We start from the raw sequence: 25,498 nt of genomic DNA, 5'->3' as shown, positions 1-25,498 counted from the left end.
GGTTTCCTGTGTGTCAGTTTGTTGTTTTTTTCTCACGCATCAGAATGCGGGCTATCAGGATCATCATCAGCGAGGCGACCAGAACCAGCGTGGCAATGGCATTTATCTCCGGGGTAACACCTCGGCGAATGGACGCGAAGACATAGATGGGCAAAGTCGTTTTGGAACCGGCGACGAAAAAGGCGATGATGAAATCGTCGAAGGAAAATGTGAACGAGAGCAGAAAGCCCGCCAGCACCGACGGCAGGATTTGCGGCAGCACCACCAATCGAAAAGTGGTCAGCGGCGTTGCGTAGAGATCGCTTGAGGCCTCAATGATGTCGCGGCCAAGACTGGCGATGCGCGCCTTCACGATCATGGTCACCAATGCCATCGAAAAGAGCCCGTGCGCGGCGACAATCGATCCGTAGCCAAGGCCAAGCTGCGGCGGATTGGCACCAGGCCAAATGGCGTTGAGCAGCGGATTGAGAAAGGAGAAAACTTCCACCAATGCGACCAGTGTTGCAATGCCGATCACCACGCCCGGCACGACGATGGCGGCTGCAAACAGACCATCAAGCACGGCGCGCGTGCGGGTGCCCAACCGCTCCATCCCGATGGCTGCCATTGTGCCGAATATGGCGGCCAGCGTCGCGCTTGTCAGGGCGATGATGAGGCTGTTCTGCAGTGCGGCAACGAGAAACGTGTTGCCCAGAGCCTTGCCATACCACATCGTTGAGAAGCCGGTGAATTCACTGGCGTTGCGCCCGGCATTGAAGGAAAACAGCACCACGAGCGCGATCGGTGCGTAGAGGAACACATAGACTGCCGAAATAAAAGCACGCATCAAACGAGGTCCACTTGTCTGGTTCCCGCGACCTTCCAGGCAATACGCATGGCAATGAGCAGCACGAAAACCACTGAAATCACCAGTGTGACGGCGATTGCCGATCCGAATGGCCAGTTGCGCGACTGCAGGAAGAGATCGACGAGGGCATTGCCAATGAAAAACACCTTGCCGCCACCAAGAAGTTGCGGGATCAAATACTCGCCGAGCAGCAGGATCGTGACGAGCGACAATCCTGTCATCACCCCGGGCAGGGAGAGTGGCAGTGTGATACTGAAAAAAGTGGAGACCGGTTTGGCACCCAGATCAGCGGACGCTTCGAGAAGGCGACGATCAAGCTTTTCCAGACTGACATAGATGGGCATGATCATCAGCGGCAGATAGCCGTAAACGATACCAAGAAGGACGGCGCCATGGGTGTTGAGGATGCGCACGTCGTCGAAACCGACCATGCTCAGAAGATTGGGAATGCCGCGGGAGCCGAGGAGATACATCCAGGCATAGGTGCGCACCAAAAGGCTGGTCCAGAATGGGACAATGACCAGTGAAACAAGCAGGAGCCGATACCGGGGATTGGCCTTGACTGCGAGATAGTAGGCAACCGGATAAGCGACAATCAGGCAGATGAAGGCGCCGACAGGCGCGAGAAAGAGCGTATTCCAGAAAGCCGCAGCGCGCGAGGGCAGATTGGCAAATTGTGCGAATGTGAAGGCCGGTTGATATCCGCCTTCAGGTGCGCGCTCTCCGACTGAAAAAACCAGCATGGCAATGAAGGGCAGCACGAGGAAAATGAAAAGCCAGGCTACAGCCGGTGCGACAAGCGATGCGGTGACCATCCTTCGTTTCGTGTTTGTAGCCAATGCCATCGGATATCTCTTGTATGGATGATGTGCCCGTCCTTCTCTCGACTACGGAGTGCCGAGAGAAGGACAAGGTGTGTTGTCAGGCTGACTTGAAGCGCGCCATGACCTCGGCTCGGGCGGGATCGGTCAGCGTGACCGCCGCGCCGAACTCCAGCGGGGTCAGTTGACCATCCGGGGGATAGACAATGGTGTTGGAGGTAATTTCCTTCGGAAGAAGCGAAAGCACGCGGCTGTCAGTTGTCGGAGCGCCATTGGCGATATGCTCCTTGACGGCGTTGGCTGGATTCATGAGGTAGTTCAACAGAGCGTAACCCGCCGGTTTGTTCGCGGCGCTTTTGGGGATGGCATAGAAGTCCGACCAGATCTCACCGCCATCTTTGCCAAGGACAAACTTGATTTCCGGCACATCGCGGTTGAGCTGCGCACCATCATTGGTCCAGCACATGGTCATCCATGCGTCTCCTGCGCGCATGGCCGGCTGATAATCGCTGTTGATGGCATAGAGGTGCGGTTTGACCTTCACCAGAAGTGCTTCTGCCTTGGCCAGTTCGTCAGGTTTGACGGAGTTGAAGGAGTAGCCGAGCGAAACCAGAGCACTGCCGATTGTCGTGAGCTGATAGTCATGCACGATAGTGCGCGTGTCGGCCTCATTTTGTGCGACCTCGAAGAAATCCTTCCAGCTCGCTACGGGTGTTTTGATTTTCTTTGAGTTGAGGGCAATTCCGGTCGTGCCCCAGTTTTTTGGCACCGCATAGGTCGTGCCGCTGATAGTCCCCTCGGCGGTGAAGCGCGCCGTTTCTGTGGCAGGGCTGTAATTGGTCAGCTTCGACATATCGAGAGGATCGATCAGGCCAAGCTTTACATAGGTGGAGATGGTGTAGTTGGTTGGTACAAACAGGTCCCAGCCGGTGCCTCCGGCCTGCAGTTTCGCCAGCATTTCCTCATTCGAACCAAAAACATTGACTTCGACTGCAACGCCGGTTTTCGCCGTGAAAGCTTCAAACGTTGCAGGATCATGATAGTTCGGCCAGGTGGCGATCGACATCTGCTTGCCAAGGTCTTCGGCGAAGGCCGGAGACGAGAGCAAGCCGGTCTGGCCTGCCAGCACTGCGGAGGCCAGACCAAGTCCGGTAACGCCCAGGAAGTGCCGGCGGGAGACGGACCCGCGTTTGAGGCGCATCAACTCATCCATGAACTGTGCAGCTGTTATTGGGGCATTCTCTCTATAGTTTTTAGGCATGAAGATGTTCCCTTTTTTGATATTGTTCAGGCCGGAAAGATATGCGCAGCGTCGGGGTTGAAGCTCAGCACAACCCTTTCATTGGGCTCAACCAGGCTGCTCTCCGAGAGAACATGCCGATCGGCGGTGATCAGGAAATTGCCAAGCCCGTTGACGGAAACCGAGTATTCAACCGATGATCCAAGGAAGATGCGATGGGTTACAACCCCTGAAAGCCGGCCCGAGATCGATTGGTTCTGTCGATGCAAGGTGATGGCCTCTGGGCGTAGCGCCAGGGTCACTGCGCCAGGAGGCAGTGCGCTCCTTTCCCCTATCGACAGGGCACTCCCATCCGCAAGGCGCAGCGTGGCACCATCTGCTTCGACTGTTGCAGCTATTCGATTGGTCTTGCCGACAAAGTCGGCAACAAAGAGATCCCGCGGTTTGTCATAGACTTCCTGCGGGGCTGCAAGCTGTACGATGCGTCCCGCATTCATCACACAGACAAGGTCGCTCATGGAGAGGGCCTCTTCCTGGTCATGGGTTACCAGAACGAAGGTGATGCCCAGTTCGCGCTGCAATGTTTGCAGTTCGATCTGCATGGCCGTGCGCAATTTCTTGTCGAGTGCCGCAAGCGGTTCGTCCAGAAGCAGCACGGACGGCTTATTGACCAATGCGCGCGCCAAGGCCACGCGCTGCTGCTGTCCACCGGACATTTCATGGATACGGCGCTTGCCGAACCCGCCAAGCCGCACCATTTCCAGCGCCTCGCCAACACGGCGGGATATCTCGGGCGCACTGATCTTCGGGCGGGCCTGCCTTAGCCCGTAGGAGACATTCTGTTCGACATTGAAATGCGGAAAGAGCGCGTATTGCTGAAACACCATGTTCACGGGCCGCTGGTGGGCCGGGACACCGTTCATGGGTTTGCCGTTGATCAGGACGTCGCCCGTCGTGGGCTGTTCGAAACCGCCAATCATACGCAGGCACGTCGTCTTGCCGCAACCGGAAGGGCCGAGCAAAGCGACGAATGCGCCCTTTGGGACCTGGAGATTAATATCGGAGACAGCGGTCACGGCGCCATAGGATTTGCTGACCGACCGAAACTCGATGTCGTTCACTGAATGAGATGTCACATTAGTCCCCTGCGGCTTTTAAGTTACATTGGTCAGTCTGCGCTGCCTTTGCCACCGTCATGACCAGCAAAGTAGCCAATCCGTGGCTGTGCGGTATATACCCCAAAAGAGGTATTTCATCAGGCCAATACCAATGTAAGGTGTATATGCAATTGCGGTTATGAAAAGATGAGGGGCCGGCACGATGAGCGTCGATATTGAAACGCTATTCGATGTGTTTCGCCGGTTTGTAGGCAGATCGACAATGCTGTCGCATGAGTTTGGCGATCTTTTTCGCCAGATGATGCGCTCGCTCGTCAAGTTCGATCACGTGGTGATGTTTGCTTATCGCGGGAATGAACGCCCCATTGATCTTTACAGCACCTTTGATCCGGCGGAGCAGGTCATTTTCGTCAATCTGTATCAAATGGGCCCCTATCTCCTCGATCCCTTCTATCACAACGCCCGCGAGGCGAGGTCCGGAGTCTGGCGCATGCGCGAGCTTGCACCAGACCGCTTTTTTTCCAGCGAGTACTATCGCACCTATTACGTTCAGACAGGACTTGCCGAGGAAATTGGCTTCTTCGTTCCCATCGCGCAGGACCTGACAATTGTGCTTTCGCTGATGCGGCGCGAAGAAACAGGTCCCTTTGCAACGCAAGATCTTTCGCTATTGCGCAAGGCTGAGCCGCTGATCGCACGACTGGTGAAACACTATTATCAGGATATCGGCCTTCTCTTTGACGCCGCCGTTGCAAAGCAAAGGAAAGGGCGTCGCAAGGACAAGTTAAATGCCGCTGACACAGTGTGGCGTGATCTCAACCTGACGGATCGCGAGGCGGCGATCATCGAACTTGTGCTGCAAGGGCACTCGTCAGAATCTATCGGATTGCGGCTTTCGATCACCATGGGCACTGTAAAGGTTCACCGGCGTAATGTTTACCGCAAGCTCGGCATATCGTCCCAGACCCAACTTCTTTCCATCTACTTGAAGAAGTTGGGCGAGCATTAAATTTGGGGGGCGCCGGGCATTCGCCGATGCTCGGTGTCCCGCGGGGCGCGGACGGATTTTATATCAGAATGTTTATGCGCAAGTGTGTTGCCTGCCCGGAATCCTTGTCGGTCATCTTGTGATGGTGATACGGTTCGCCGGGATATCATTCCGACACTCATGACCGGAGGCCACCGTTGAACAGCGAACAGGGCATTCTTCGCATATCTATAGCTGTTACAATCTGTGTCGCGGGCTTTGGCGTGATATTCGGCTTGCTGGCAGGGTCTTTCTCCATCGTATTTGACGGTGTCTACATGCTGGCCGATGCCGCGATGAGCGGGCTGGCTCTGGGGGTTGCGCGGCTGATCGCATTATCCGCTGTTCCAACCGGAAAACTCCGGGAACGGTTCACAATGGGCTTTTGGCATCTTGAACCCATGGTACTTGGCCTCAACGGCATTATGCTATCTGGCGTTGCGATTTACGCATTGATCAATGCGATCGGCAGCCTGATGAGCGGCGGCCGCGATCTCGAGTTCAGCTTCGCTATTTTCTATGCCGCCGTTGCTCTCGTTGCCTGCACGGTCATGGCAGTCGTTGAAATGAAAATGAATAAACGTCTGCGTTCCGACTTTGTCGCTTTGGATGCCAAGGCCTGGATTATGTCCGGGGGCATTACCGCTGCACTATTGGTGGCATTTTCCGTTGGCTATGCAATAGAGGGAACGCGGCTCGACTGGATCACCCCCTATATTGATCCGGCAGTCCTTGCCCTCGTTTGCGTCGTTATCATTCCACTTCCCATCGGCACGATCAGGCAGGCACTGGCCGATATCTTTCTGATCACGCCCCCGGCGCTGAAATCGCATGTCGATACCGTCGCGCAACATTTTGTTGAGCGATATGGCTTCGTTTCCTACCGTGCCTATGTGGCAAAGGTCGGACGCGGAAAGCAGATTGAGCTGTACTTCATTGTCCCTATGGGGTGGCCGTCAAGGCGCCTTGAGGAATGGGATAGTATCCGGGATGAGATCGGCGAAGCCATAGGCGACGAAAGCACAGACCGGTGGCTGACAATTGCATTCACCACTGATCTGGAATGGGCGGTCTGACCGCAGGCTGGGACATCATGCCCCATCCGGTGTCAAGACGTGTACTCCCTATTGACTATAACGAATATGTTATATAACAAGTATGTTATGAATATTTCAACTGACGAGACAAATCTCGATGCTGCATTTTTGGCGCTGGCCGACCCCACACGCCGGGCAATTCTCGCGCGCCTGGCGCATGGCGAGGAGACGGTGATGCAGTTGGCGGAACCCTTCGCGATGACCCAGCCAGCAATTTCTCGGCATTTGAAGGTGCTCGAAAATGCAGGGCTGATTGTCCGGCGGATTCAAGGCACGAAGCGGCCGTGCCGGTTATCGGGCGCCGGGATCGAAACCGTCGATCGATGGCTTGCGATGCTGAGGGATGCACTGGCTCAGAACTACGACAGGCTCGATGGAGTCCTGGCGGACATGGTTGAGAACGGAGAGGAATTGAAATGAGCAAACTAACGATCAAGACCGAGGGTGATCTGCATGTTGTGGTGACGAGGCATTTCAATGCGCCGCCTCAAGCCGTTTACCGTGCACACATAGAGCCAACGCTGATTCAAAGATGGATGCTTGGGCCGGACGGATGGACAATGCCCGTCTGCACTAACGAGGCGCGCCCTGGCGGGAAGATCCGATTTGAATGGAAAGGCCCTGACGGCAGTGGCTTTTATCTGACAGGCGAATATCTGGAATTGGAGCCTTATAGCCGCATTGTACATATCGAGCGGATGCATCTTCCAGACACGACGCCAGACAACCATGTGGAAACGCGGTTCGATCCGGACGGATCCGGTACGCTGATGACCATGCGTATGACTTTGCCTGACGCTGAAACGCGATCGATGATGCTGGCAAGCGGCATGGAGCACGGCATGGAAGCGAGTTATGTCCGGCTGGAGGGATTGATCTAGGCTGTTTCTACAGGGCGGTGGCAAAAGCGCCGCTCACCCTCCCGCAAATCCAGGGCACGCGGTGCCATCCGCTCTGCGGGGGGCAGGATCAAGATGGCGTCGCCTCCAAGCGGCGCCTATCTGATTTACAGGGCAAAGCTTGAGGTCTAGGATCAAAGCAGCAGAGAAAATGTTACCTAGTATCGGAGTGTGATCCATGACCGAGGTTTCATCTGTTGAAGAATCTCCCTCAGACCAACCCGTTCTCGATACCACGCCTTACGGCGCAGGGCCTGATGATTCCGTTGCAAGTGCGGCAGAGAATGCTGCGGTTACTCACCACGTGGCAGTGATTGGCGGCAAGACAATTCCCTATACAGCGCGTGCCGGCCATCTGGTTACCGTTAATCCATCCAGTGCGCAGCCGGCAGCGGCGTTCTTCTACGTCAGTTTTGCCGCTGATGGTGTCGATCCATCGACGCGCCCGGTCACTTTTTTCTACAATGGCGGCCCGGGGTCCTCGTCGGTGTTCCTGCTGCTCGGGTCGTTTGCGCCGCGCCGTATCAAGACCAATATGCCCGATTTTACGCCGCCCGCTCCCTATACCATCGAGGACAATCCGGACAGTCTGCTGGATCGCAGCGATCTGGTGTTTATCAATCCCGTTGGCACCGGCTACTCAAGCGCAATCGCGCCGAACCGGAACCGGGATTTTTGGGGTGTCGATCAGGATGCGCGCTCGATCGCGCAATTCATCAAGCGCTATTTGACCGCCTTTGATCGGTGGAATTCACCCAAATTCCTCTTTGGTGAATCCTATGGCACGCCCCGCACCTGTGTATTGGCATGGATGCTGCATGAAGACGGTGTCGATATCAACGGCCTGACGCTGCAGTCGTCGATCCTCGATTATACGCAAACCGGCAATCCGGTTGGACTGTTGCCGACATTGGCGGCAGACGCCTGGTATCATAATAAAGTCAATGTAGGGGTGCGGCCGCCGCTGCCTGCCTTCATGGATACGGTGAAGGCCTTCGCGCAAGGCCCTTATGCAAAGGCTTTGACGGATTTTCCCGAGTTTGACGCGGCGACATTGCAGACGCTGAGTGATTATCTCGGCATTTCGCCCGTCGTCCTCACGTCCTGGAGCCTGAACGTCGAGGCGAACAATGGTGCCAATCTCCTCTTCCTGACGACCCTCCTGCAGGATCGGGGGCTGGCGCTTGGGGCCTATGATGGAAGGGTGACTGCCATCGATACGGGAATTGCCGGTCAGATTGACCCTAATTCCGGCGGCAATGACCCGACGATGACCGCCGTGAGCGGCGTCTACACCGCCATGTGGAATACCTATCTGAACGATGAGTTGAAATTCACGGCTCTGTCACCCTTCGCCGATCTCAACGATCAGGCTTTTCAAAATTGGGATTTCGGCCACATCGATCCAACGGGCGCGCAGAGAGGCGGCAAGGATGCCAATGGCAACCCGGTTCTCTATACGGCCGGCGATCTGGCGGCGGTGATGGCGCTCAATCCCAGTCTCAAGGTGTTTTCAGCCAACGGCTATTATGATTCCGTCACGCCATTCTTCCAGACGGCGCTGACATTGGCGGCTATGCCGCTCACTAATCCGTCGGTGCGCGCCAATCTGACTATTCGCAACTATCCGTCGGGACACATGATTTATCTTGATGGCGAATCCCGGACCGCGTTGAAAGCTGATCTTAGTGTTTTCTACGACAGCACAAGGGCCCGGTTCATTGCCCAGGCGCTACGCAGCGAACAGTCTGCCATTTGCAGGCCTTATTTCAAACTTCGAAATCCTGTCGAGGCGCAGAAGACCGGCCGTGGCCAGGCGGTACTGGCAAGCTGGGGCGTTCCTGATCTTTGCAAGGCCTATGACTGGCCGCAAAACCTTCTCGGCGGCGGTGTGATTGCCATTGTTGAGCTTGGCGGCGGCTGGGTTGCGAGCGACATGGACGCGTATTTTGCAGCGCTGGGACAGCCTGTGCCTCAGATCGTTGATGTGCCGGTTGCCGGTGCCGGGAACAATCCCAATAGGAACAATGGCCGGTCTGGGGATGCCGATGTCGAGGTTGCACTCGACATTCAGATCGCGGCCGCGTCCTATTATGCGGCAACCGGCCGGCCGGCCTCGATCCGGGTTTACTGGGCGTCGCCTCAGCCCAGTGGAATCGCCGCGGCGGTGCGGGCGGCGGCAGCGGATGGCTGCGATATCTGCTCGCTTTCCTGGGGTGCCGATGAGGCACTTTGGGTCAAGGCCGGACAGGGCACCAGCCAGGACCTGGTTGCCCAGATGCAAGCTGCCGCGCAGGCGGCGACAACAGCGGGCATGGTGGTTTTCGCGGCAGCTGGCGACAATAATTCAAGTGATGGTGGCAGCACTCCGGCCAATGTCGACATGCCTGCGTCCTGCCCGAATGTGATTGGCTGCGGTGGAACCTCCAAATCGGCTGCAGGTGAAGTGGTCTGGAATGAAGATCCGGGCAATCCGGACGGCAATGGGACGGGCGGCGGCTTCTCGACATTGTTTGCGCCGCAACCGTGGGAGGCCGGTGCGCCGCACGGGCCGGGCCGTATGGTGCCTGATGTCTCGGCGCATGCCGATCCGCGCACCGGTTATGAGATTTGCGTGCACGGGCAGACGATGGTCGTCGGCGGTACCAGCGCGGTGGCACCTCTCTATGCAGGCCTGTTTGCTGCTTTTGGCCGTAAACTTGGTTTTGTCACGCCCAAACTCTGGCTGAACCATATGTGCTTCAACGATATCACTGTGGGTGACAATGGCTATTACCGGGCACGCATCGGTCCCGACCCATGTACGGGCATCGGTTCGCCTATCGGTTCGAAACTCGCCGCCTTGTTTGATGCCCCGGCTGCCGGGATGCTTCATCTGGAACCGTCGGCACTGCCGAGGATCGTTCCTGACGGTTGGAGCGGCTCCGTTTATCTCACCTTTGTCGAGGGGGAGCTCACCGGCAAGCCGCGCATGGAACCGTCACCGGACAAACGCGTTCCGCAGGCTCGAACTGTCCGCAAACGGGCGCCCGCGAAATAGCTATTGCCGGCACTGCCATCCGTGGTGAATTCGCTACGTGCCGGAATCCTTGGCCTGGCCCCATTCGGGCTCGACGGCCGGAATATCATCGAAGGATGAATAGTTGAGATTGTAGAGCTGCGCATAGAGTTTGCCATTCTCCATAAGGGCATCATGGTCTCCCATCTCGATCATCTGTCCATTTTGCAGGACGATGATGCGATCAGCTTCGCGAATGGTGGCGAGGCGGTGGGCGATCACAAGCCCGGTGCGGTTCTCCAGCAGCTTGACGAGGGCCTTCTGGATGAGCATCTCGGTGTAGCTGTCGATATTTGCCGTGGCCTCGTCAAGAACGAGGATCTTGGCATCGGCCACCAGTGCGCGGGCAAAGCTGATCAGCTGACGCTGGCCAAGCGAAAGATTTCCACCACGCTCGCCCAGTTCAGTCTGGTATCCCTCGGCAAGATTCATGATGAACTCGTGCGCGCCGACGGCCTTGGCCGCCTCGATGACATCGCCGAGTGATGCGCTGTCCTTGTGGTAGCGGATGTTTTCGAAAACAGTTCCGGTGAACAGAAACGGCTCCTGCAGGACCATTGCGATCTGCTGACCGAGGGAATCCTGGGTCAGATTCCGCACGTCATGGCCGCCCACCAGAACCTGTCCCTGCTGGACATCATAGAAGCGGTGAATGAGTGCCATTGCACTCGACTTGCCGGAACCAGTGGGGCCAACGAGCGCCACCGTCTCGCCCGGGTTGACCTTGAAGCTGACATTTTTCAGAACCGGATGCTTCGGATTATAGCCGAAAACGACGTTGCGGAACTCGACCGATCCATCGGTGTCCGGCGTGAGAACCCGTGCATCCGGTGCATCGGTGATGCTGATCGGCACATCCAGAACTTCGGTCAGCCGCTGTCCCGACGCCATTGCGCGCTGCATCACCGAATATTGCAGGGTCAGGGAGCGGATCGGATCGAAGAAGCGCTGGATGTAAAACAGGAACGCGACCATGACACCCACGTCAAGCGCCTGATTGAGCACGCGCGCGCCGCCGACGACAATGACGAGCGCCATGGCAACGCCGGTGAGTGAATCGACAATTGGCACCATGACCTGAGCATATTTTGCTGCTCTGAGATGCGTCATCAGATTGGCATGGGCTTTGTCATTGTAGAGCATGAAATTGACTCTCTGGCGTCCCATGCTTTGAACGGCGCGCACGCCGTGGATGGTTTCAGCCAGAGCACCGTTGGTGACTGAATTGGTTTCATGCGCGGCCATGAAGGCGATCCGGGCACGGGGCAGCCAGAAAATGCGCACGACGAACAAAATGGGAAGCACGGCAAGGGTCAAAAGCCCAAGGCGAAAATCCAGATACAGCATGACGAAGACAATGCCGAAGAGCAGGGTGATATCGCCAACCGACAGCACGGAGGTCTCAAGAAACTCCTGCATCGAGTTCACGTCGCCCTGCAGCCGCGACATCAGCCGTCCAACCTCGGTCTTGTCCATGAAGGAAAGGGAAACGCGCTGGAGATGCGAGAACATCGCCCGGCGAATGTCAAACAGGACGTCTTCCGCGACACGTCCGACTACGGTTTCCTGGATATAGCTGGCAACGAAATTGACAAGTATCGCCAGAGCAAATGCAACGATCGCATAGGCAAGCGCGGCGTGATTGCCGCCTGGCGCAATGCCGTGGTCGATTGCGTAGCGGATGATAAGCGGGATCATCAATTGCGTGGCTGTAAATGTCAGCACTGCACCAACGGCAATGAGCATCTGCATCTTGTAAGGTGCCACGAACGCCCAGATCCGTCTGACGATGTTGCCATCGAAAACCTTGCCGAACATTTCCTCTTCGATCCGGTGCGATCCCACAACGGCGCGGGGCGGGCGGCGTCCATCGTCGCGAACGTCATTGCGCTCCGTCTCATTCTCGTCGCTCACGATCCCATCTCCGTTTTTTCCATTGCGGCGAGACCGTCACCGGGGCGAACCTGCAAATCGTAAAGTGCCTTGTAGCGGCCGCCTGCCGCGAGCAGGCTTTCATGGGTCCCGCGTTCAACGATCTGGCCGTCCTCGATGAATAGAATCTGATCGGCATGCATCAATGAACTCAGGCGGTGCGCCACAACGATTGTCACCCGGTCCTTGGCGTAGCGGCGCATGGCGATGCGGATGCGCTGTTCCGTACCGGCATCGATTGCAGCCGTTGAATCGTCGAACACCATGACCGCCGGCTTGAGCATGAGGGTGCGCGCGATGGAAAGGCGCTGCCGCTGTCCGCCTGACAATGAAACGCCGCGTTCACCGACGATTGTGCCATAGCCCATGGGCAGGCCGAGGACGTAATTATGCAGCTGCGCGGACTCGCTTGCCCGTTCGATTCTCGGCTCTTCCGCCCATGGATCACCATAGGCGATGTTATTTTCGATTGTCGTCGTGAACAGAAATGCGTCCTGCTGAATGACCGCGACCGCGCGGCGCAGTGATTCCAGCGTCACGCTGCGAATATCCTGTCCGTCGATGGTGATCCTGCCGCTGGTTGCATCGTAAAAACGTGGAATGAGATGCGCCAACGTGCTTTTTCCGCTGCCTGGTTTGCCGACAATGCCAACGGTTTCACCGCGCCGGGCTTCGAAACTCAGATGCTGCAAGACCGGCCGGTTGCTGAGCTGCGGATAGGAGAAGCCAACATCTTCAAAACGCAACAGCCCATCCGATATGGCAAGCTCCCTGGCATTTACGGGGTCCTTGATCGCGACATCAAGGTCGAGAAGCGCAAAGATGCGTGTTCCGCATGTGGAGGCACGGGCATAGGAGTTGACCATCAAGCCAAGCTGGCGCACGGGCATTTGCAGGATCGTCATGAATGTCAGGAACGAGGTCAGCGTTCCCACGGTGATTTCACCTGCAACGACCTTGTTGCCACCAACCCACAGCACGAGGCCCATGGCGGCAAAGAAGGAAAGCGTCATGGCACTGGTATTTCTGACGCGGATACCGACACGTTCGTGGGCAAGATCGAGTGCTGTTTGCGAAGCCTTGTCAAACTTTGCCAGCTCATGATCCTTTGCCGCAAACGCGCGCACCACGCGAATGCCGCCGAGATTTTCCTCCATGACCCTTGTGAGCACCGACAATCGCTCTTGCAGATCGAGCCATGTCGCCCGCAAGCGCAACTGTGTAACCGACGAGCGCCATGCGACGAAGGGCACAAAACTCAACGCAACAAGCCCCAAAGTGAAATCCGTCGACAAGAGCATATAGGCGCCGATGCCGATCAGAATGGACAGGAGAACTGTGCGTATCAGCGCCGTGGAGAAATACATGCGCACCCCCTCGAGATCGAGCATGCCGACCGTGATGAGATCGCCTGAGTGAACGCTGTCATGAAAACTGAAACTGAGCCGCTGGATTTTCTCATAACAGGCCAGACGCAACTCGTAACCCATATGATGGCCCACGGCCTCGCTATAATAGTTCTGAATCATGGTGAAGACGCCGCGCAGAATGCTGACCGCCAAAAGGACGAAAGCGGTCACGAGCAGGGCATCCTGCGCAATCGTGCCAGCGGTTCCTCCAGCCATGGCCGTTTGGGTCTCGTCGATGGCACGGCCCAGGAGCTTGGGGATCATCAGCTGGAGACTGGCCGCAATCACGGTGGCTCCGATAGCAAATGTCGTCTGCCAGGGATGGCGAAGCGTCATATGGGTAATTCGGACAAGGGTGGAGAAGCCTTGACCCCACCCCGCTGCATTTGCGTGCGCCAACGAATCCGAATGACTCGCCGCCCGCTTGAATGCGTTGCTGCTCACAGTGTTTTCCAAACCATTTGATTATATGAATACAGGCCGCAGAAACGGGGCTGTTCAATACAGTGCGGCTATGATTCTTTGCTGATTCCCAGGCAGGGTTCAAGGGCCATATTGTTGGCCCGAACCTCATCCCCCGTTAAGCGCAGTAAGTGTGGTTCGCTAGCCTGTCAATTGATCCGCTTTCCTCTGTCGATGTCGAACAGATGGATGTGGGAACCATCACCCTTGATGGAGATCCGCTCGCCGACGCGAATGTCCGCGGTTCTCGGAAATTCGACGGTGATCAATTTCTCCGTTCCGGCATCGAGGTAACCGAAGGTCTGGCTCCCAAGCCGTTCGACCACCACCAGTTCGCCGCTGAACCATGCTTCCGCGGCGTCGCAGGTCGCAAGATCTTCCGGCCGGATGCCGAAGGTAACCATTTTTGCTGTTTCATATGATCTGTTCAAGATTTCGACCGAGGCCTTGCCTGCCGGCAACTGCACGACCAGGCGGTTACCACCGGATTCGATGACCTGGGCAGGGAAGGTATTCATCGTCGGGCTGCCGATGAAGCGTGCAACGAACAGGCTTGCCGGTTTGCGATAAAGGTCAAGCGGCTGGCCGATCTGCTCGATATGACCGGCGTTCATTACCACGATCCGATCCGCCAATGTCATCGCTTCGACCTGATCGTGCGTGACATAGACCGTCGTCGCCTGCATCCGGCGATGCAGCTTGGCGATCTCCAGCCGCATCTCGACGCGCAGCGCTGCGTCAAGGTTCGATAGCGGCTCGTCAAACAGGAAGGCCTTTGGCCGGCGGACGATAGCGCGCCCCATGGCGACACGCTGGCGCTGTCCGCCCGAAAGTTGTGCTGGACGCCGTTCGAGATAATCCTGAAGTTTGAGGATGTCTGCGGCGCCTGCGACGCGCTTGTCAATTTCGGTGGCGGGTTCACTGCGCATCTTCAGTCCAAATGCCATGTTCTCCTCAACGCTCATATGCGGATAGAGCGCGTAATCCTGAAAGACCATGGCTATGTCACGATCCGATGGCGGCAGTGTGTTGACCGTCGTGTCACCAATCTTCAATTCGCCTGAACTGATTTCCTCCAGTCCGGCAATCATGCGCAGCAGGGTGGATTTTCCACAACCGGATGGACCAACGAGAACCAGAAATTCGCCGCTCGCAATGTCAATGTCGACACCGTGGATCACGGGAACCGTGCCATAGAGCTTTTTGATCTGCTTCAGACTGATCGCTGTCATGTGTTGTTCCTCCTCCGCCAATACGTTATTGACTTCCATTATCGATATCAATATCAATAATGATAATTCGTGCAGTCCGCAACTTGACAGGAGAGCCAGCAGTGTCCGACCCCATCGCTTCGCGGCCAATCCGTCCGTCGCGCAATCCGGCCGTCTCCAAGGCATCCGCCGTGTTCGACTCGCTCAAGCGCGATATCATGCTTGGTGAATTGCGTGCCGGAGAGCCGCTGACGGAACTCGACCTTGCAGCCCGCTTCCAGTGCAGCCAGGGCAAGGTTCGGGAGGCGCTGTTGCAATTGCAGGAAGAGGGGCTCGTGTGGCGTCAGGGGCACCGCGGTACGCTGGTGTCAGCCTGCACCGTCGATGAAGCGGTCGAGATGTTCCGGGTGAGGCAGCAGATCGAGTGCAACGGCATCATCCGGGTTCTGCGCCACAAGAGCCGCACGCTGATCGCCGACCTGAACGAAATCGCAAACGATATGGTCGACGCGGCGAAGGTCGATGACGAGCTGCAACTGGCGGCATTTGACCGGGATTTTCATCGCAGAATCTTTCGCGATGCCGATCTTCCAGCGCTCGATCCGATCCTTCATCGCTGCCTCGTTCACAATCACCGGTTCAAGATATCGAGAAGTATCGGTTCCCGCGATCTTATGGCCACGGCGTTGCGGCATCGCGTCATAATAGAGGCCATCGAGCAGGGCGATATTTCGGTTGCGACGCAAACCTTGCGTCACCATATCGTGACAATCGTTGACTTCGGGCCGACCGTATTGCCGGACGCGGATCAATGAGCGTCGCGCCCGGTTTCAGCGATGAGCTTTCGGCGGATATGCGTGAGGTGCTGCTTCGCGCGGAACGCGCGTTGGGACCGCAATCCGATCCTACGTTGCTGACGCCCGCCGAGGGCAGGGCACAATCCGAACGCGCGAATGAGCGGAACAACGTCGATCTGCCGCCGCTTGCCGGGGCAACGGAAGTCGTTGTTGCCGCTGACGCAGAGCTTGGCTCCTCGGCCTGCCGCCTGCGCGTTCTTGTTCCGCACGGGGCGGGTGCCGGTGCCGTCCTCTTTGTTCATGGCGGCGGCTTTGCCTTTTGCAGCCCCGAGACGCATGAGCGGTGTGCCCGCGTTCTAGCCAATGAGACCAGGATGCCCGTGCTCGTTCCCGATTACCGTCTTGCTCCGGAACATCCGTTTCCAGCGGGTTTGCACGACGTTATCGCCTGCCTGCGTGCTGCATTCACTGCAACATCTCCCGCAGGCGTATCGGCGGGGCCGCTGATCATCTCGGGGGATTCAGCCGGTGCAAATCTCGCGCTCGCAGCGATCATGCACGAACAGAAGGCGGGACGGCCGCTGCCATCGGGCGCACTGCTATTTTACGGCACGTTTGATGCCGATTTCAATACGGAGTCCTATCGGCGCTTTGCCGATGGTCCGGGGCTGACGCTTGGTAAAATGCAACGTTACTGGGACTGGTACTGCGCGGATCATCAGGCGCGGCGCAATCCATTGGCTGCTCCGCTTCAGGCCGATGATGACGCGCTGCGCGCCCTGCCGCCGCTCTATCTCATGGCTGCCGGGGTCGACCCGTTGCTGTCCGATACGCTTCGTCTGGCCGAACGGCTGAAGGCGGTCGGCCGCGATGATCCCCTGTTGGTGGTGCCGGGGGTCACGCATGGATTTCTGCAAAACACCAACGAACTGGCGGCAGCGCGGGAGGTGCTTAAGGCGGCTGGTGAAGCTGCCCGGGGAATGATCGGCGGCAATCGATAAATGCATAATAAACGTGGAGGAAACAATGAGCATTCTCAAGAAGCTGGGTATCAGCTGCGCATTCCTGACCGGCTTGGCGATCAGCACGGCCAACGCGGCTGAAACGGTACGATTCTGGTATCATTTCGACAATCCGGAAAATCCGATGTCGGATCTTGTGGCAAAATTCCAGGCCAAGAACCCGGATATCAAGATCGACGCTGAGAACGTTCCATGGAACAGTTATTACGATAATCTCTACACGTCGCTGGTCGGCGGCAACGCGCCGGACGCCGGAATGGTCAAGCTTTTCGCGCAGCCAAGACTGGCGGAAATGGGTGCACTCGAGCCACTCGGCGACCGTATCAATGCATGGTCAGGTAAAGCCGACCTGCTGGACAATCTGCTGGAGTTGAACAAGGGACCGGACGGGCAGCAATACTATCTGCCGATCCAGTATGTCGTGCTTTATCTCTACTATCGTGCCGATCTGTTCAAGGACGCGAACCTCAATCCACCCGCCACCTGCGAGGAGTTTCGCACGGCAGCGCAAAAGCTGACCAAGGCACCTGACACCTATGGCTTTGGCCTGCGTGGCGGCAAGGGCGGCTGGGATCAGTGGGGAGCATTTGTCTTTTCGCAAGGGGCGGAACTCAAGCCGGGTGGTTTGACCACGCCAGCGGCTATTGCCGCCAACCAGTGGTTGATTGATCTGTTCCAAAAGGACAAAGTCATCCCGCCATCGGCCCCCAATGACGGCTTCCAGGAAATTGTCGCGGCATTCAAGGCCGGCAAGACAGCCATGACCATTCACCATATCGGCTCGTCGAATGACCTGGTCAAAGCGCTCGGCGACAAGGTATCCGCAGTTCCCGTCCCCAAATGCGGCGGCAAGCAGTGGACCTCCTATGGCGACGAATCCCTGGCGATCTTTTCGTCGTCACAGGTAAAGGACGCTGCGTGGAAGTGGATTTCCTTCCTGGCGGAAGCTGAAAACAACGTGGCCTTCAACAAGGCAACCGGGCAGATGACCGTGACCAAGAGCGGAGCTGAACATTGGACCCTGCACGAACGCCGGTTTGTTGACGCCACGGTCCAGTCCTTGCCCTTTGCACACGTCTTGCCGCAAAGCACCGCTACGGCAGAGTTCGTCAACACCGCGTGGCAGACGTCAATGCAGCAGGCGCTGACCGGCCAGATCACCTCGCAGCAGATGATGGAGCAACTCGAGAATCTGTTCGCGCAATAGCGCGTGCAGGTTCCCGTCATTGGCACCGCCAGAAAGTCAGCCCATGTCCACGCTCGCACCATCAGCACCGGACGATTTCACGCAGGCGCGCCCGCTCCGCAGCAGGCTGATGCCCTATGCTTTGCTGGCGCCTGCTGTGCTGGTGACATTGTTCATCGTGTTTTTTCCGATGGTCCAGGCGGTTGTCACCAGCTTCTATGATGTCATCCTGTGGAAGCCGAACGCCAATCGCTTCGTTGGCTTTGGCAACTATGTCAAACTTCTGCGTGATCCGGTGTTCTGGACGTCGCTTGGCCACACGGCGATCTGGATCGGTCTGACGGTTCCGTTGCAGATGGGGCTTGGTCTTGTCACGGCACTTCTGCTCAACCGGGAATTTCCCTGGCGTGGCCTGGCGCGGGCGCTGGTCATCATTCCCTGGGCATTGCCAAGTGTGGTCATCGCTTTGATGTGGCGCTGGATTTATGACCCGACCACAGGGGTGCTCAACGATATCCTGCTCTATCTCTCCATCATTCATTCGACGGTGCCCTGGCTCGCCGATCCCCACCTCGCGCTCTATGCGGTAATCGCGACGCTGACCTGGCAGGGTTTTCCGTTTTTCGCAGTGATGATCCTGGCTGGCCTGCAAGGCATTCCGCAAAGTCAGTATGAAGCCGCCTCTATCGACGGCGCCAGCCCTTGGCGGCAGTTCGTCCATATAACGCTGCCGGGAATTGCGCCCGTGCTGGCAACCGCAGGATTGTTGCGCATCATCTGGGTTGCCAATTCCATGGACGTGATTTTTGTAATGACCGGCGGCGGCCCGGGCTATGCAACGCACACGCTGCCGCTCTACGCCTTCATCAAGGCGCGTCAAAATCTCGACTTCGGTTACGGGACAGCGATCGCCGTGACCTTCACACTTCTGCTCGGGGCGATCGTTGCGGTCTATATCGTCCGCACGCTGCGCGAGGTGGAAAGATGAACAAGCCCTCGACACTCCGGCGCATTCTCACAACCGACATTCCCGTTGTCCTGATCATCCTTCTCGCCATAGGGCCATTTGTCTGGATGATCCTGACTTCGCTCACGCCGACCGCGCAGCTGTCTGCGTCCGGTGTATCCTTGTCACCATCGGGATGGAGCATCGACAATTATGCCCGGCTTCTCCGGCAAACTTCATTTCTTCACAACATGCTGGACAGCCTGATCATCGCCGGCGGCACCGTTGTCCTCGGGCTCGTCGTTTCGGTTACCGCAGCCTATGCACTGTCGCGCTTCCGGTTTGCCGGACGCAAGCTGATCATGCTGCAGTTCCTGCTGGTCAACATGTTCCCGATCGTGCTCCTGATCCTGCCGCTCTTCGTCCTTATGCGGAAGATCGGTATTCTCGATACCCATATCGGGCTGATCCTTGCCAATTCGACGGTTGCCATTCCCTTTGCCGTCTGGATGCTGACCAGCTATGTCGGTGCCATTCCGCGCAGCCTCGACGAGGCGGCCATGATCGATGGCTGTTCGCGGCTTCAGGCCCTGCGGCGCATCGTTCTGCCCCTGGCGATGCCCGGCATCATTTCGACCGGTATCTACATCTTCATCACCGCCTGGAACGAGTACCTCTATGCCTTGACGCTGGGAGGCCGCAGTGTCCGGCCGGTTACCGTAGCGATCCAGACCCTGATCGGCGAGTACCAGATCGAGTGGGGTTTGCTTGCAGCAGGTGGCGTTGTCGGTGCGCTGCCTGCCACCCTCCTTTTCCTTCTCGTCCAACGCCGTCTCATCGGTGGCCTTACCCAAGGTGCGGTGAAGGGATGACCCATGCTTATCAAAGAGGACCTATGATGAATCCTATCGGATTGATCTCCATGCAATATGCAAGGCCGTTTACCGCCGCGCATTTTCCCCTGTTCAAGAAGATGCGCGACCTCGGCTTCGACTTCGTCGAACTGCTCGTACCTGAACCGGGCGAAATCGATCTTGCCGAGGCTAGGCGGGCGCTGGACGATGCAGGGCTCGATGTCGTGCTTGCAGCGCGCGTCAATCTTCAGCGCAACCTCTCGTCAGACGATCAGAAAGCGCATCGTGCCGGGATCGATTATCTGCGCTACACGGCAGACTGCGCGGCCGCGCTCGGTGCGCGCGTGGTCGGCGGGCCGTTGACAGGCAATCCGCTGGTCTTTGCCGGACGCGCTCCTCTGCCCGTGCCGGAAGATGAGCGCCTGGCGCGCAAGGAGCGCTGTGTCAAAGGTCTGGTGGAAGCGGGCAACCATGCTGCAAGTGCAGGTGTCCTGCTTGCTATTGAACCGCTCAACCGGTTTGAAAGCGATGTGCTGTGCACGACACAGCAGGCCATCGAACTTCTTGAAGCGGTCGATCATCCAGCCATCAAGCTGATGCTCGATACCTTCCATATGCATATGGAAGAAGCCTCGATTGCCGAAGCCATCCGGCTGGGCGGAGCACACCTCGTGCATTTCCAGGCGAACGAAAACCATCGCGGGTTTCCGGGGACCGGATCGACAGACTGGGTTTCCGTCGGTCGGGCGCTGCACGAGATCGGTTATAACGGGCCGGTATCGTTGGAACCGTTCCGGCGCAATGACGACCGTTTCGGCGTTCCTTTCGCGCAGTGGCGCCCGCCCCATGAGGATGAAAGCGAGCGTCTGGCGGCGAGTGCAGCCTTTATCAAATCCCACCTCACACTAACGGAATATCGGCGATGACATTGAAAATCGGCTGGATCGGTTGCGGTATTCACGCAACCCAGATGCTTCTTCCGCAACTTGTTCGTCACGATGTCGAGATCGTTGCACTGTGCGATATTGATGGCAAACGCCTGGCGGATGCAGGGCGGCAATTCGGCGTGTCCCGCCTGACCAGCGATGCCGAGGAGTTGATCCGCACGTCCGGCATCGATGCCGTCGGCATGGCTGTGGGCCCTGAGCAGCACCTGCACTTCGGCAAAATGGCTCTCGAGCGAGGATTGCCTGTGTTCATGGAAAAGCCGCCCTCAGGCACGGCGCAGGGCGCGCGTGAATTGCGTGCAGCGTCCGAACGCTCCGGAAAGCCGCTGCTGGTCGGCTTCATGAAGCGCTATTCAGTCGGCAACAAGATTGCCCACAACATCATCCAGTCCGGACGTTTCGGGCCCGTGCTCGGCCTTACGGGGTATTACATGACAGCCCCGGGCTATTTCACCGGGAATGTCGACTATACCGGCTTCTTCTTGCACCACTGTGTGCACTACATGGATCTTGTATCGTTCTTTGTGTCGCCGATACGGATGATTTCCGCCCGGAAGGTGGAAAAGACGCCGGGCAGGGTACTCTTTCATGTGGGTTTCGAGTTCGAATGCGGAGCCATCGGCAATATTGCGATGGGGACGATCCAGTCGCGTGGCACACCGGTCGAACGCATCGAACTGATGAGTGATCATCAGCGGCTGGAGGTGGATGACGTGATCGAAGTGCGCTGGAACCGCAATCCCCCGTTCAAGGTCGATGATCCCCATGCGACGCTCGCCGACGACCTGGATACGCTGACATGGAAGCCAAATTTCACCGCAGCGGCGAACGAGGATCCGAAAGGCTATCACTCACTCCTCGCCGACGCCGTATCGGCGCTTGGCGGCGCTTCGACACCCGCTCCGACGATTCACGACGGAGTGACTGCGATGGAATGGCTTGAAGCGTTGCGGCGTGAACTTTCCTTGTAGAACCGGCGGATGCCCGGTGGTGCCGCAGTGTCTGTGGCATTACCGGCGTCAACCGGGTTGATCAACTCGCGGACAATCCAGCCACTCCCGTTCAACAAATGCGGCCATTAGACCGATGCCTTTGTCATTCCGTCGCGCAACAACTGGACCTTGCGGTTGAGATCGATCATCTCCGGTATGGTGAAGCCGGAGCGGCGCAACAGCGTCTCCGTGAGGCAACCTGTCCTGGCGTGAAGGTCGGTACCTTTGGGGCTGAGATGCACCTCAACCTGACGCTCATCGATAACGCTGCGGCGGCGTGCGAGAAAGCCGGCGCTTTCCAGCCGCTTGACGGCGGGCGTGATCGTACTTGGCTCCAGCGCCAGCCGATCGCCAATGGCGCTGATGGTCAGTCCGTCCTGTTCCCACAAGGTGCTCAGGACAAGATACTGCGTATAGGTAACCCCAAGCTCATCGAGCATCGGCTTGTAGACCCGGTGGATGGCGATCGACGCCGAATAGATTGAAAAGCAGAGCTGGCTGTCAAGCGGCAGGGTGGGTGCGTTGTCCATTGTGGTCTCCTTGATTCGAAGGTGTTTATAACCTTTATCACAATAATGATATCGCGATAAAGAAAATGCTTTACAAGGTTTGGATTGTCGATTATATATTAATTATCGCGATAATGATTATTGCGAACCAAACAAAAGGAGATACGCACATGAGCAAGATCCTGACCGCAGCCGCCACCCTCGCCATGGCCGCAACCACTTTGAACCCCGTTCACGCCGCACCCGCCGGTGCCAAGAACATCGTCCTTGTCCACGGCGGCTTCGTCGATGGCTCCGGTTGGCAGGGCGTCTACAACATCCTGAAAAAGGATGGTTACACCGTCAGCATCGTGCAGAACCCGACCTCCTCGCTGGCCGATGACGTGGCCGTGACCAAGCGGGTCATCGCGCAACAGGACGGTCCCGTAATCCTGGTCGGCCATTCCTATGGCGGCGTCGTTGTCAGCGAAGCCGGTACGGATGAAAAGGTGAAGGCCGTCGTTTATATCGCAGCGTTTGCACCCGACAAAGGCGAGTCCGTCTCGTCCCTGATCGCCAATCCGCCTGCTGGCGCTCCCGTGCCGCCGATCCTGCCGCCCGTTGATGGCTACCTGTTCCTTGACAAGGCCAAGTTTGCCGCCGCCTTCGCTGCCGATGTCGATGCGGGAACGGCTGCATTCATGGCTGACTCGCAGGTTCCCTGGGGTGTCGAAGCCCTGGCCGGTGCCGTGACCGAACCGGCCTGGAAGAGCAAGCCGAGCTTCTACCTGGTTGCCTCGGACGATCACATGATCCCGCCGCCGGCCCAGCGCATGATGGCCAAGCGCGCGAATGCCACCGTTGTCGAAACGGCCGGCAGCCATGCCGTCTATGTTTCCAAGCCCGAAGCCGTCGCTGCTCTCATCGAACAGGCAGCCGCCGCCAAGTAAGCATCCACGTTCGCCGGATAACCGGGGCGTCCCAGGCGCCCCGGTTATCCGCGTCTTTCATCTGTCGTGGCCGGACCGGGTAAAGATCGGACTCTGGCAAAACGAGGTTGATGGGCGTATATTGAACGAGGGTTCAGGTTCGATCCGGTAGCCCCGCCAATGCCAGGCTTATCGGTATATCGTTGCCGCCCATAACTGAATTGGGAGAACTGGTCATGGCGCAATTTCATGTGATTGCTGGTGCAAACGAGGTCCCTGTCTACCCCCATGTTCGCCGAATTGGCGTATCCGATATCGTTGCGGCTCTCCGCGAGGGGTTGGATGATTTTTGGGACAAACCATCCCATTATGTTTTTCTCTGCCTGATCTATCCGATTGTCGGTGTGGTCCTCATGCGATGGTCCTCGGGCGCCAACACGTTACCGCTTGTCTTTCCGCTGATGTCCGGCTTTGCGCTGATCGGTCCCCTTGCCGCTTTGGGTCTCTACGAGATCAGCCGCAGGCGCGAACTCAATCTCGATACGTCCTGGCGTCACGCATTTGAGGTCCGGCATTCGCCGGCCATTCCGTCCATCATTGCCGTCGGCGTCATGCTGTTTGCAATTTTCATTGCCTGGCTGCTGACGGCGCAATCTCTCTACACCAGCCTTTTCGGTTCCGAAGCACCAGTCTCCATGCGCGCATTTCTCGATCAGGTTTTCAACACGCCGGAAGGCCAGCGAATGATCCTTCTTGGCAATGCGATCGGTTTTGTCTTTGCCGTGGTTGTGCTGTGCACGAGCGTCGTGACGTTCCCGCTCCTGCTTGACCGGGATGTCGGCGCATTCGCAGCCGTTGTGACCTCGATAAAGGCAGTCGCTGTCAATCCAGTGACGATGGCATTGTGGGGATTGATCGTTGCGGCATTGCTGGTGGTCGGCTTTTTGACGCTCTTTGTTGGTCTGGCGATCATTATACCGGTGCTCGGCCATGCCACCTGGCACCTCTACCGCAAGGTGGTGGAACCCCAGCCCATCCTTGCAGAGGCGAAGAAGCGTCCGGTCCGCCGGTAAGTTTTCTCGCAGCATCGTGAAGCGCGATGCACCCACGCAAACCGTGTTCTATTGCGCAATGCCAAAGAACGTCATGCGTGTGAACAAGGTGTAATGCGCTTCCGATGTCATCAGGGCGACAAAGACAAGCACCAGTATCGGTGGAAGTATCACGGCATAGACGAGGGCCAGTCTTTCCCATGCCATATGCATGAAGATGGCGACGATCAATCCGGCTTTCAAAATCATGAAAAGCAGGATCAGGCCCCAGCGCAGGTAGTGCTGGAACCCGAGATAGTCGACCATGTAGGAACAGACGCTCAGAAAAAACAGCAATCCCCAGACGACGAGATAAAGCTTGATGGGATGCTGCTGATGGTCGGTGTGCGTCAGCGCCTGTGTTTGCGAATGTGTCACCGGTTGTTCCATGATCCTCACCACAAATAGAAAAATGCGAAGATAAAAACCCAGACGAGATCGACGAAGTGCCAGTACAGGCCCATGATTTCGACGATCTCGTAATTGCCTTTGCGGCTGGTGAAAAAGCCGCGTCTTTCCGTATCAAAATCGCCCCGCCAGACCTTGCGCGCGATTATGATAAGGAAAATGACGCCGATGCTGACGTGTGTGCCGTGAAAGCCGGTGATCATGAAAAACGTCGACCCGAACTGCGCCGCGCCCCACGGATTTCCCCATGGGCGGACGCCCTCGGTAATCAGTTTGGTCCATTCGAAAGCCTGCATGCCGACGAAGATCGCACCGAACAATGCTGTGATCAGCATAAGGATGGCAGCTTTGCGGCGATCACGCCGATAACCATAATTGACGGCCATAGCCATTGTCCCTGAACTGCTGATGAGGACAAAGGTCATGATGGCGATCAGGATCAGCGGGATTTCCTTGCCGCCGATATTGAGCGCGAAGACCGTGCTGGGGTTTGGCCAAGCAATGGCCGTGGACACCCGTGCCGTCATATAGGCAACCAGAAAACACCCGAAGATGAACGTGTCGCTGAGCAGAAAGATCCACATCATGGCCTTGCCCCAGGAGACGTTTTTAAACGCGCGCTGATCGGAGGCCCAGTCAGATGCGAAGCCGCGCAGGCCGGCAGGCCGGGGAAGGGTGATCTCGGGTTTTGCTTGTGCGGAGGATTGAGACATGGGT

At 57.3% G+C, this 25,498-nt stretch carries 24 protein-coding genes and 1 pseudogene; 15 read left to right on the top strand and 10 right to left on the bottom strand.

Going from position 1 to position 25,498, the window contains the following annotated elements; genetic code table 11:
• Positions 1 to 13: 13 nt before the first annotated feature.
• The 4 genes from ACZ25R_RS05720 to ACZ25R_RS05705 form a co-directional block, all read right to left on the bottom strand.
• A complete protein-coding gene (locus tag ACZ25R_RS05720) occupies positions 14 to 826 on the bottom strand; it encodes an ABC transporter permease (protein WP_472460365.1) in 813 nt (270 codons plus the stop codon).
• Positions 826 to 1,692, bottom strand: a complete 867-nt coding sequence (locus ACZ25R_RS05715; RefSeq protein WP_472460364.1) for an ABC transporter permease — start codon at positions 1,690 to 1,692, stop codon at positions 826 to 828. Before ACZ25R_RS05715 ends, ACZ25R_RS05720 begins: the two co-directional genes overlap by 1 nt.
• A 76-nt stretch (positions 1,693 to 1,768) precedes the next feature.
• Entirely contained in the window at positions 1,769 to 2,929 is a 1,161-nt protein-coding gene (locus ACZ25R_RS05710) for a polyamine ABC transporter substrate-binding protein (protein ID WP_472460363.1), read from the bottom strand.
• A gap of 26 nt (positions 2,930 to 2,955) precedes the next feature.
• Positions 2,956 to 4,044 carry an ABC transporter ATP-binding protein gene (locus tag ACZ25R_RS05705; RefSeq protein WP_288193012.1) on the bottom strand — a complete coding sequence of 363 codons (1,089 nt, stop codon included), beginning with the start codon at positions 4,042 to 4,044 and terminating at the stop codon, positions 2,956 to 2,958.
• Between the two features lie 184 nt (positions 4,045 to 4,228).
• Here ACZ25R_RS05705 and ACZ25R_RS05700 point away from each other — a divergent pair, with 184 nt between their 5' ends.
• The 6 genes and pseudogenes from ACZ25R_RS05700 (at position 4,229) to ACZ25R_RS05675 (ending at position 10,089) form a co-directional block, all read left to right on the top strand.
• Positions 4,229 to 5,035, top strand: a complete 807-nt coding sequence (locus ACZ25R_RS05700) for a helix-turn-helix transcriptional regulator (RefSeq protein ID WP_463012533.1) — start codon at positions 4,229 to 4,231, stop codon at positions 5,033 to 5,035.
• Positions 5,036 to 5,211: 176 nt separating this feature from the next.
• A complete protein-coding gene (locus tag ACZ25R_RS05695; RefSeq protein WP_472460362.1) occupies positions 5,212 to 6,129 on the top strand; it encodes a cation diffusion facilitator family transporter in 918 nt (305 codons plus the stop codon).
• An 87-nt stretch (positions 6,130 to 6,216) separates the two neighbouring features.
• Complete coding sequence (locus ACZ25R_RS05690) at positions 6,217 to 6,570, top strand: ArsR/SmtB family transcription factor (RefSeq protein ID WP_472460361.1); 354 nt, start codon at positions 6,217 to 6,219, stop codon at positions 6,568 to 6,570.
• Positions 6,567 to 7,031 carry an SRPBCC domain-containing protein gene (locus ACZ25R_RS05685; protein ID WP_288193008.1) on the top strand — a complete coding sequence of 155 codons (465 nt, stop codon included), beginning with the start codon at positions 6,567 to 6,569 and terminating at the stop codon, positions 7,029 to 7,031. The genes ACZ25R_RS05690 and ACZ25R_RS05685 overlap by 4 nt, the downstream gene beginning before the upstream one ends.
• Before the next feature lie 217 nt (positions 7,032 to 7,248).
• Positions 7,249 to 8,796: pseudogene (locus ACZ25R_RS05680) on the top strand (S10 family peptidase); the annotation flags it as partial.
• Positions 8,797 to 8,985: 189 nt separating this feature from the next.
• Positions 8,986 to 10,089 (top strand): S53 family peptidase, encoded by a 1,104-nt coding sequence (locus ACZ25R_RS05675; protein WP_472460525.1) that lies wholly within the window; start codon positions 8,986 to 8,988, stop codon positions 10,087 to 10,089.
• A 33-nt stretch (positions 10,090 to 10,122) separates the two neighbouring features.
• Here ACZ25R_RS05675 and ACZ25R_RS05670 read toward each other — a convergent pair whose 3' ends face one another.
• The 3 genes from ACZ25R_RS05670 to ACZ25R_RS05660 all read right to left on the bottom strand — a co-directional run bounded on the left by ACZ25R_RS05670 (position 10,123) and on the right by ACZ25R_RS05660 (position 15,142).
• Positions 10,123 to 12,021 (bottom strand): ABC transporter ATP-binding protein, encoded by a 1,899-nt coding sequence (locus tag ACZ25R_RS05670; RefSeq protein ID WP_472460360.1) that lies wholly within the window; start codon positions 12,019 to 12,021, stop codon positions 10,123 to 10,125.
• The gene (locus tag ACZ25R_RS05665; RefSeq protein WP_472460359.1) at positions 12,018 to 13,892 is read right to left on the bottom strand and encodes an ABC transporter ATP-binding protein; all 1,875 of its coding nucleotides are present in this window, start codon (positions 13,890 to 13,892) and stop codon (positions 12,018 to 12,020) included. Before ACZ25R_RS05665 ends, ACZ25R_RS05670 begins: the two co-directional genes overlap by 4 nt.
• A 167-nt stretch (positions 13,893 to 14,059) precedes the next feature.
• Positions 14,060 to 15,142, bottom strand: a complete 1,083-nt coding sequence (locus ACZ25R_RS05660; RefSeq protein ID WP_472460358.1) for an ABC transporter ATP-binding protein — start codon at positions 15,140 to 15,142, stop codon at positions 14,060 to 14,062.
• A gap of 101 nt (positions 15,143 to 15,243) precedes the next feature.
• Here ACZ25R_RS05660 and ACZ25R_RS05655 point away from each other — a divergent pair, with 101 nt between their 5' ends.
• From ACZ25R_RS05655 to ACZ25R_RS05625, 7 genes are read left to right on the top strand one after another with little or no spacing between them, the layout of a single operon-like run.
• Positions 15,244 to 15,936 (top strand): GntR family transcriptional regulator, encoded by a 693-nt coding sequence (locus tag ACZ25R_RS05655; RefSeq protein ID WP_472460357.1) that lies wholly within the window; start codon positions 15,244 to 15,246, stop codon positions 15,934 to 15,936.
• Entirely contained in the window at positions 15,933 to 16,919 is a 987-nt protein-coding gene (locus ACZ25R_RS05650) for an alpha/beta hydrolase (protein WP_472460356.1), read from the top strand. The genes ACZ25R_RS05655 and ACZ25R_RS05650 overlap by 4 nt, the downstream gene beginning before the upstream one ends.
• Positions 16,920 to 16,944: 25 nt before the next feature.
• On the top strand, positions 16,945 to 18,147 hold the full coding sequence (locus ACZ25R_RS05645; RefSeq protein ID WP_472460355.1) for an ABC transporter substrate-binding protein: 1,203 nt from the start codon (positions 16,945 to 16,947) through the stop codon (positions 18,145 to 18,147).
• A 43-nt stretch (positions 18,148 to 18,190) separates the two neighbouring features.
• Complete coding sequence (locus tag ACZ25R_RS05640; RefSeq protein ID WP_472460354.1) at positions 18,191 to 19,114, top strand: carbohydrate ABC transporter permease; 924 nt, start codon at positions 18,191 to 18,193, stop codon at positions 19,112 to 19,114.
• Positions 19,111 to 19,944 carry a carbohydrate ABC transporter permease gene (locus ACZ25R_RS05635; RefSeq protein WP_472460353.1) on the top strand — a complete coding sequence of 278 codons (834 nt, stop codon included), beginning with the start codon at positions 19,111 to 19,113 and terminating at the stop codon, positions 19,942 to 19,944. The genes ACZ25R_RS05640 and ACZ25R_RS05635 overlap by 4 nt, the downstream gene beginning before the upstream one ends.
• Positions 19,945 to 19,970: 26 nt before the next feature.
• Complete coding sequence (locus tag ACZ25R_RS05630) at positions 19,971 to 20,852, top strand: sugar phosphate isomerase/epimerase family protein (protein WP_319025566.1); 882 nt, start codon at positions 19,971 to 19,973, stop codon at positions 20,850 to 20,852.
• Positions 20,849 to 21,844, top strand: a complete 996-nt coding sequence (locus ACZ25R_RS05625) for a Gfo/Idh/MocA family protein (protein ID WP_472460352.1) — start codon at positions 20,849 to 20,851, stop codon at positions 21,842 to 21,844. Before ACZ25R_RS05630 ends, ACZ25R_RS05625 begins: the two co-directional genes overlap by 4 nt.
• A gap of 107 nt (positions 21,845 to 21,951) precedes the next feature.
• Here the strand turns inward: ACZ25R_RS05625 and ACZ25R_RS05620 are convergent, their stop codons facing one another.
• On the bottom strand, positions 21,952 to 22,395 hold the full coding sequence (locus ACZ25R_RS05620; RefSeq protein WP_464663674.1) for a MarR family winged helix-turn-helix transcriptional regulator: 444 nt from the start codon (positions 22,393 to 22,395) through the stop codon (positions 21,952 to 21,954).
• 185 nt (positions 22,396 to 22,580) lie between these two features.
• Between ACZ25R_RS05620 and ACZ25R_RS05615 the strand changes: the two genes are divergently transcribed.
• Both ACZ25R_RS05615 and ACZ25R_RS05610 read left to right on the top strand, forming a co-directional pair.
• Positions 22,581 to 23,303, top strand: coding sequence for an alpha/beta fold hydrolase (locus ACZ25R_RS05615; protein ID WP_472460524.1), 723 nt, complete (start codon positions 22,581 to 22,583; stop codon positions 23,301 to 23,303).
• A gap of 215 nt (positions 23,304 to 23,518) precedes the next feature.
• A complete protein-coding gene (locus ACZ25R_RS05610; protein ID WP_472460351.1) occupies positions 23,519 to 24,355 on the top strand; it encodes a DUF2189 domain-containing protein in 837 nt (278 codons plus the stop codon).
• Between the two features lie 48 nt (positions 24,356 to 24,403).
• On the opposite strand, the gene ACZ25R_RS05605 is transcribed toward ACZ25R_RS05610, so the two are convergent.
• Together ACZ25R_RS05605 and ACZ25R_RS05600 are read right to left on the bottom strand one after the other, a co-directional pair.
• Positions 24,404 to 24,763 carry a cytochrome C oxidase subunit IV family protein gene (locus tag ACZ25R_RS05605; RefSeq protein WP_472460350.1) on the bottom strand — a complete coding sequence of 120 codons (360 nt, stop codon included), beginning with the start codon at positions 24,761 to 24,763 and terminating at the stop codon, positions 24,404 to 24,406.
• Between the two features lie 5 nt (positions 24,764 to 24,768).
• On the bottom strand, positions 24,769 to 25,494 hold the full coding sequence (locus ACZ25R_RS05600; protein ID WP_472460349.1) for a heme-copper oxidase subunit III family protein: 726 nt from the start codon (positions 25,492 to 25,494) through the stop codon (positions 24,769 to 24,771).
• Positions 25,495 to 25,498 lie beyond the last annotated feature (4 nt).

The organism is Phyllobacterium sp. RCAM01083 (genome assembly GCF_055685835.1).
This window is presented reverse-complemented; position numbering and strand designations above follow the sequence as displayed.

Excerpts from the sequence above, each read along its gene's own strand:
- ACZ25R_RS05720 (WP_472460365.1), bottom strand. The coding sequence starts at position 826 with ATGCGTGCTTTTATTTCGGCAGTCTATGTGTTCCTCTACGCACCGATC.
- ACZ25R_RS05715 (WP_472460364.1), bottom strand. The coding sequence starts at position 1,692 with ATGGCATTGGCTACAAACACGAAACGAAGGATGGTCACCGCATCGCTT.
- ACZ25R_RS05710 (WP_472460363.1), bottom strand. The coding sequence starts at position 2,929 with ATGCCTAAAAACTATAGAGAGAATGCCCCAATAACAGCTGCACAGTTC.
- ACZ25R_RS05700 (WP_463012533.1), top strand. The coding sequence starts at position 4,229 with ATGAGCGTCGATATTGAAACGCTATTCGATGTGTTTCGCCGGTTTGTA.
- ACZ25R_RS05690 (WP_472460361.1), top strand. The coding sequence starts at position 6,217 with ATGAATATTTCAACTGACGAGACAAATCTCGATGCTGCATTTTTGGCG.
- ACZ25R_RS05685 (WP_288193008.1), top strand. The coding sequence starts at position 6,567 with ATGAGCAAACTAACGATCAAGACCGAGGGTGATCTGCATGTTGTGGTG.
- ACZ25R_RS05675 (WP_472460525.1), top strand. The coding sequence starts at position 8,986 with ATGGACGCGTATTTTGCAGCGCTGGGACAGCCTGTGCCTCAGATCGTT.
- ACZ25R_RS05660 (WP_472460358.1), bottom strand. The coding sequence starts at position 15,142 with ATGACAGCGATCAGTCTGAAGCAGATCAAAAAGCTCTATGGCACGGTT.
- ACZ25R_RS05650 (WP_472460356.1), top strand. The coding sequence starts at position 15,933 with ATGAGCGTCGCGCCCGGTTTCAGCGATGAGCTTTCGGCGGATATGCGT.
- ACZ25R_RS05645 (WP_472460355.1), top strand. The coding sequence starts at position 16,945 with ATGAGCATTCTCAAGAAGCTGGGTATCAGCTGCGCATTCCTGACCGGC.
- ACZ25R_RS05640 (WP_472460354.1), top strand. The coding sequence starts at position 18,191 with ATGTCCACGCTCGCACCATCAGCACCGGACGATTTCACGCAGGCGCGC.
- ACZ25R_RS05635 (WP_472460353.1), top strand. The coding sequence starts at position 19,111 with ATGAACAAGCCCTCGACACTCCGGCGCATTCTCACAACCGACATTCCC.
- ACZ25R_RS05630 (WP_319025566.1), top strand. The coding sequence starts at position 19,971 with ATGAATCCTATCGGATTGATCTCCATGCAATATGCAAGGCCGTTTACC.
- ACZ25R_RS05625 (WP_472460352.1), top strand. The coding sequence starts at position 20,849 with ATGACATTGAAAATCGGCTGGATCGGTTGCGGTATTCACGCAACCCAG.
- ACZ25R_RS05620 (WP_464663674.1), bottom strand. The coding sequence starts at position 22,395 with ATGGACAACGCACCCACCCTGCCGCTTGACAGCCAGCTCTGCTTTTCA.
- ACZ25R_RS05615 (WP_472460524.1), top strand. The coding sequence starts at position 22,581 with ATGGCCGCAACCACTTTGAACCCCGTTCACGCCGCACCCGCCGGTGCC.
- ACZ25R_RS05610 (WP_472460351.1), top strand. The coding sequence starts at position 23,519 with ATGGCGCAATTTCATGTGATTGCTGGTGCAAACGAGGTCCCTGTCTAC.
- ACZ25R_RS05605 (WP_472460350.1), bottom strand. The coding sequence starts at position 24,763 with ATGGAACAACCGGTGACACATTCGCAAACACAGGCGCTGACGCACACC.
- ACZ25R_RS05600 (WP_472460349.1), bottom strand. The coding sequence starts at position 25,494 with ATGTCTCAATCCTCCGCACAAGCAAAACCCGAGATCACCCTTCCCCGG.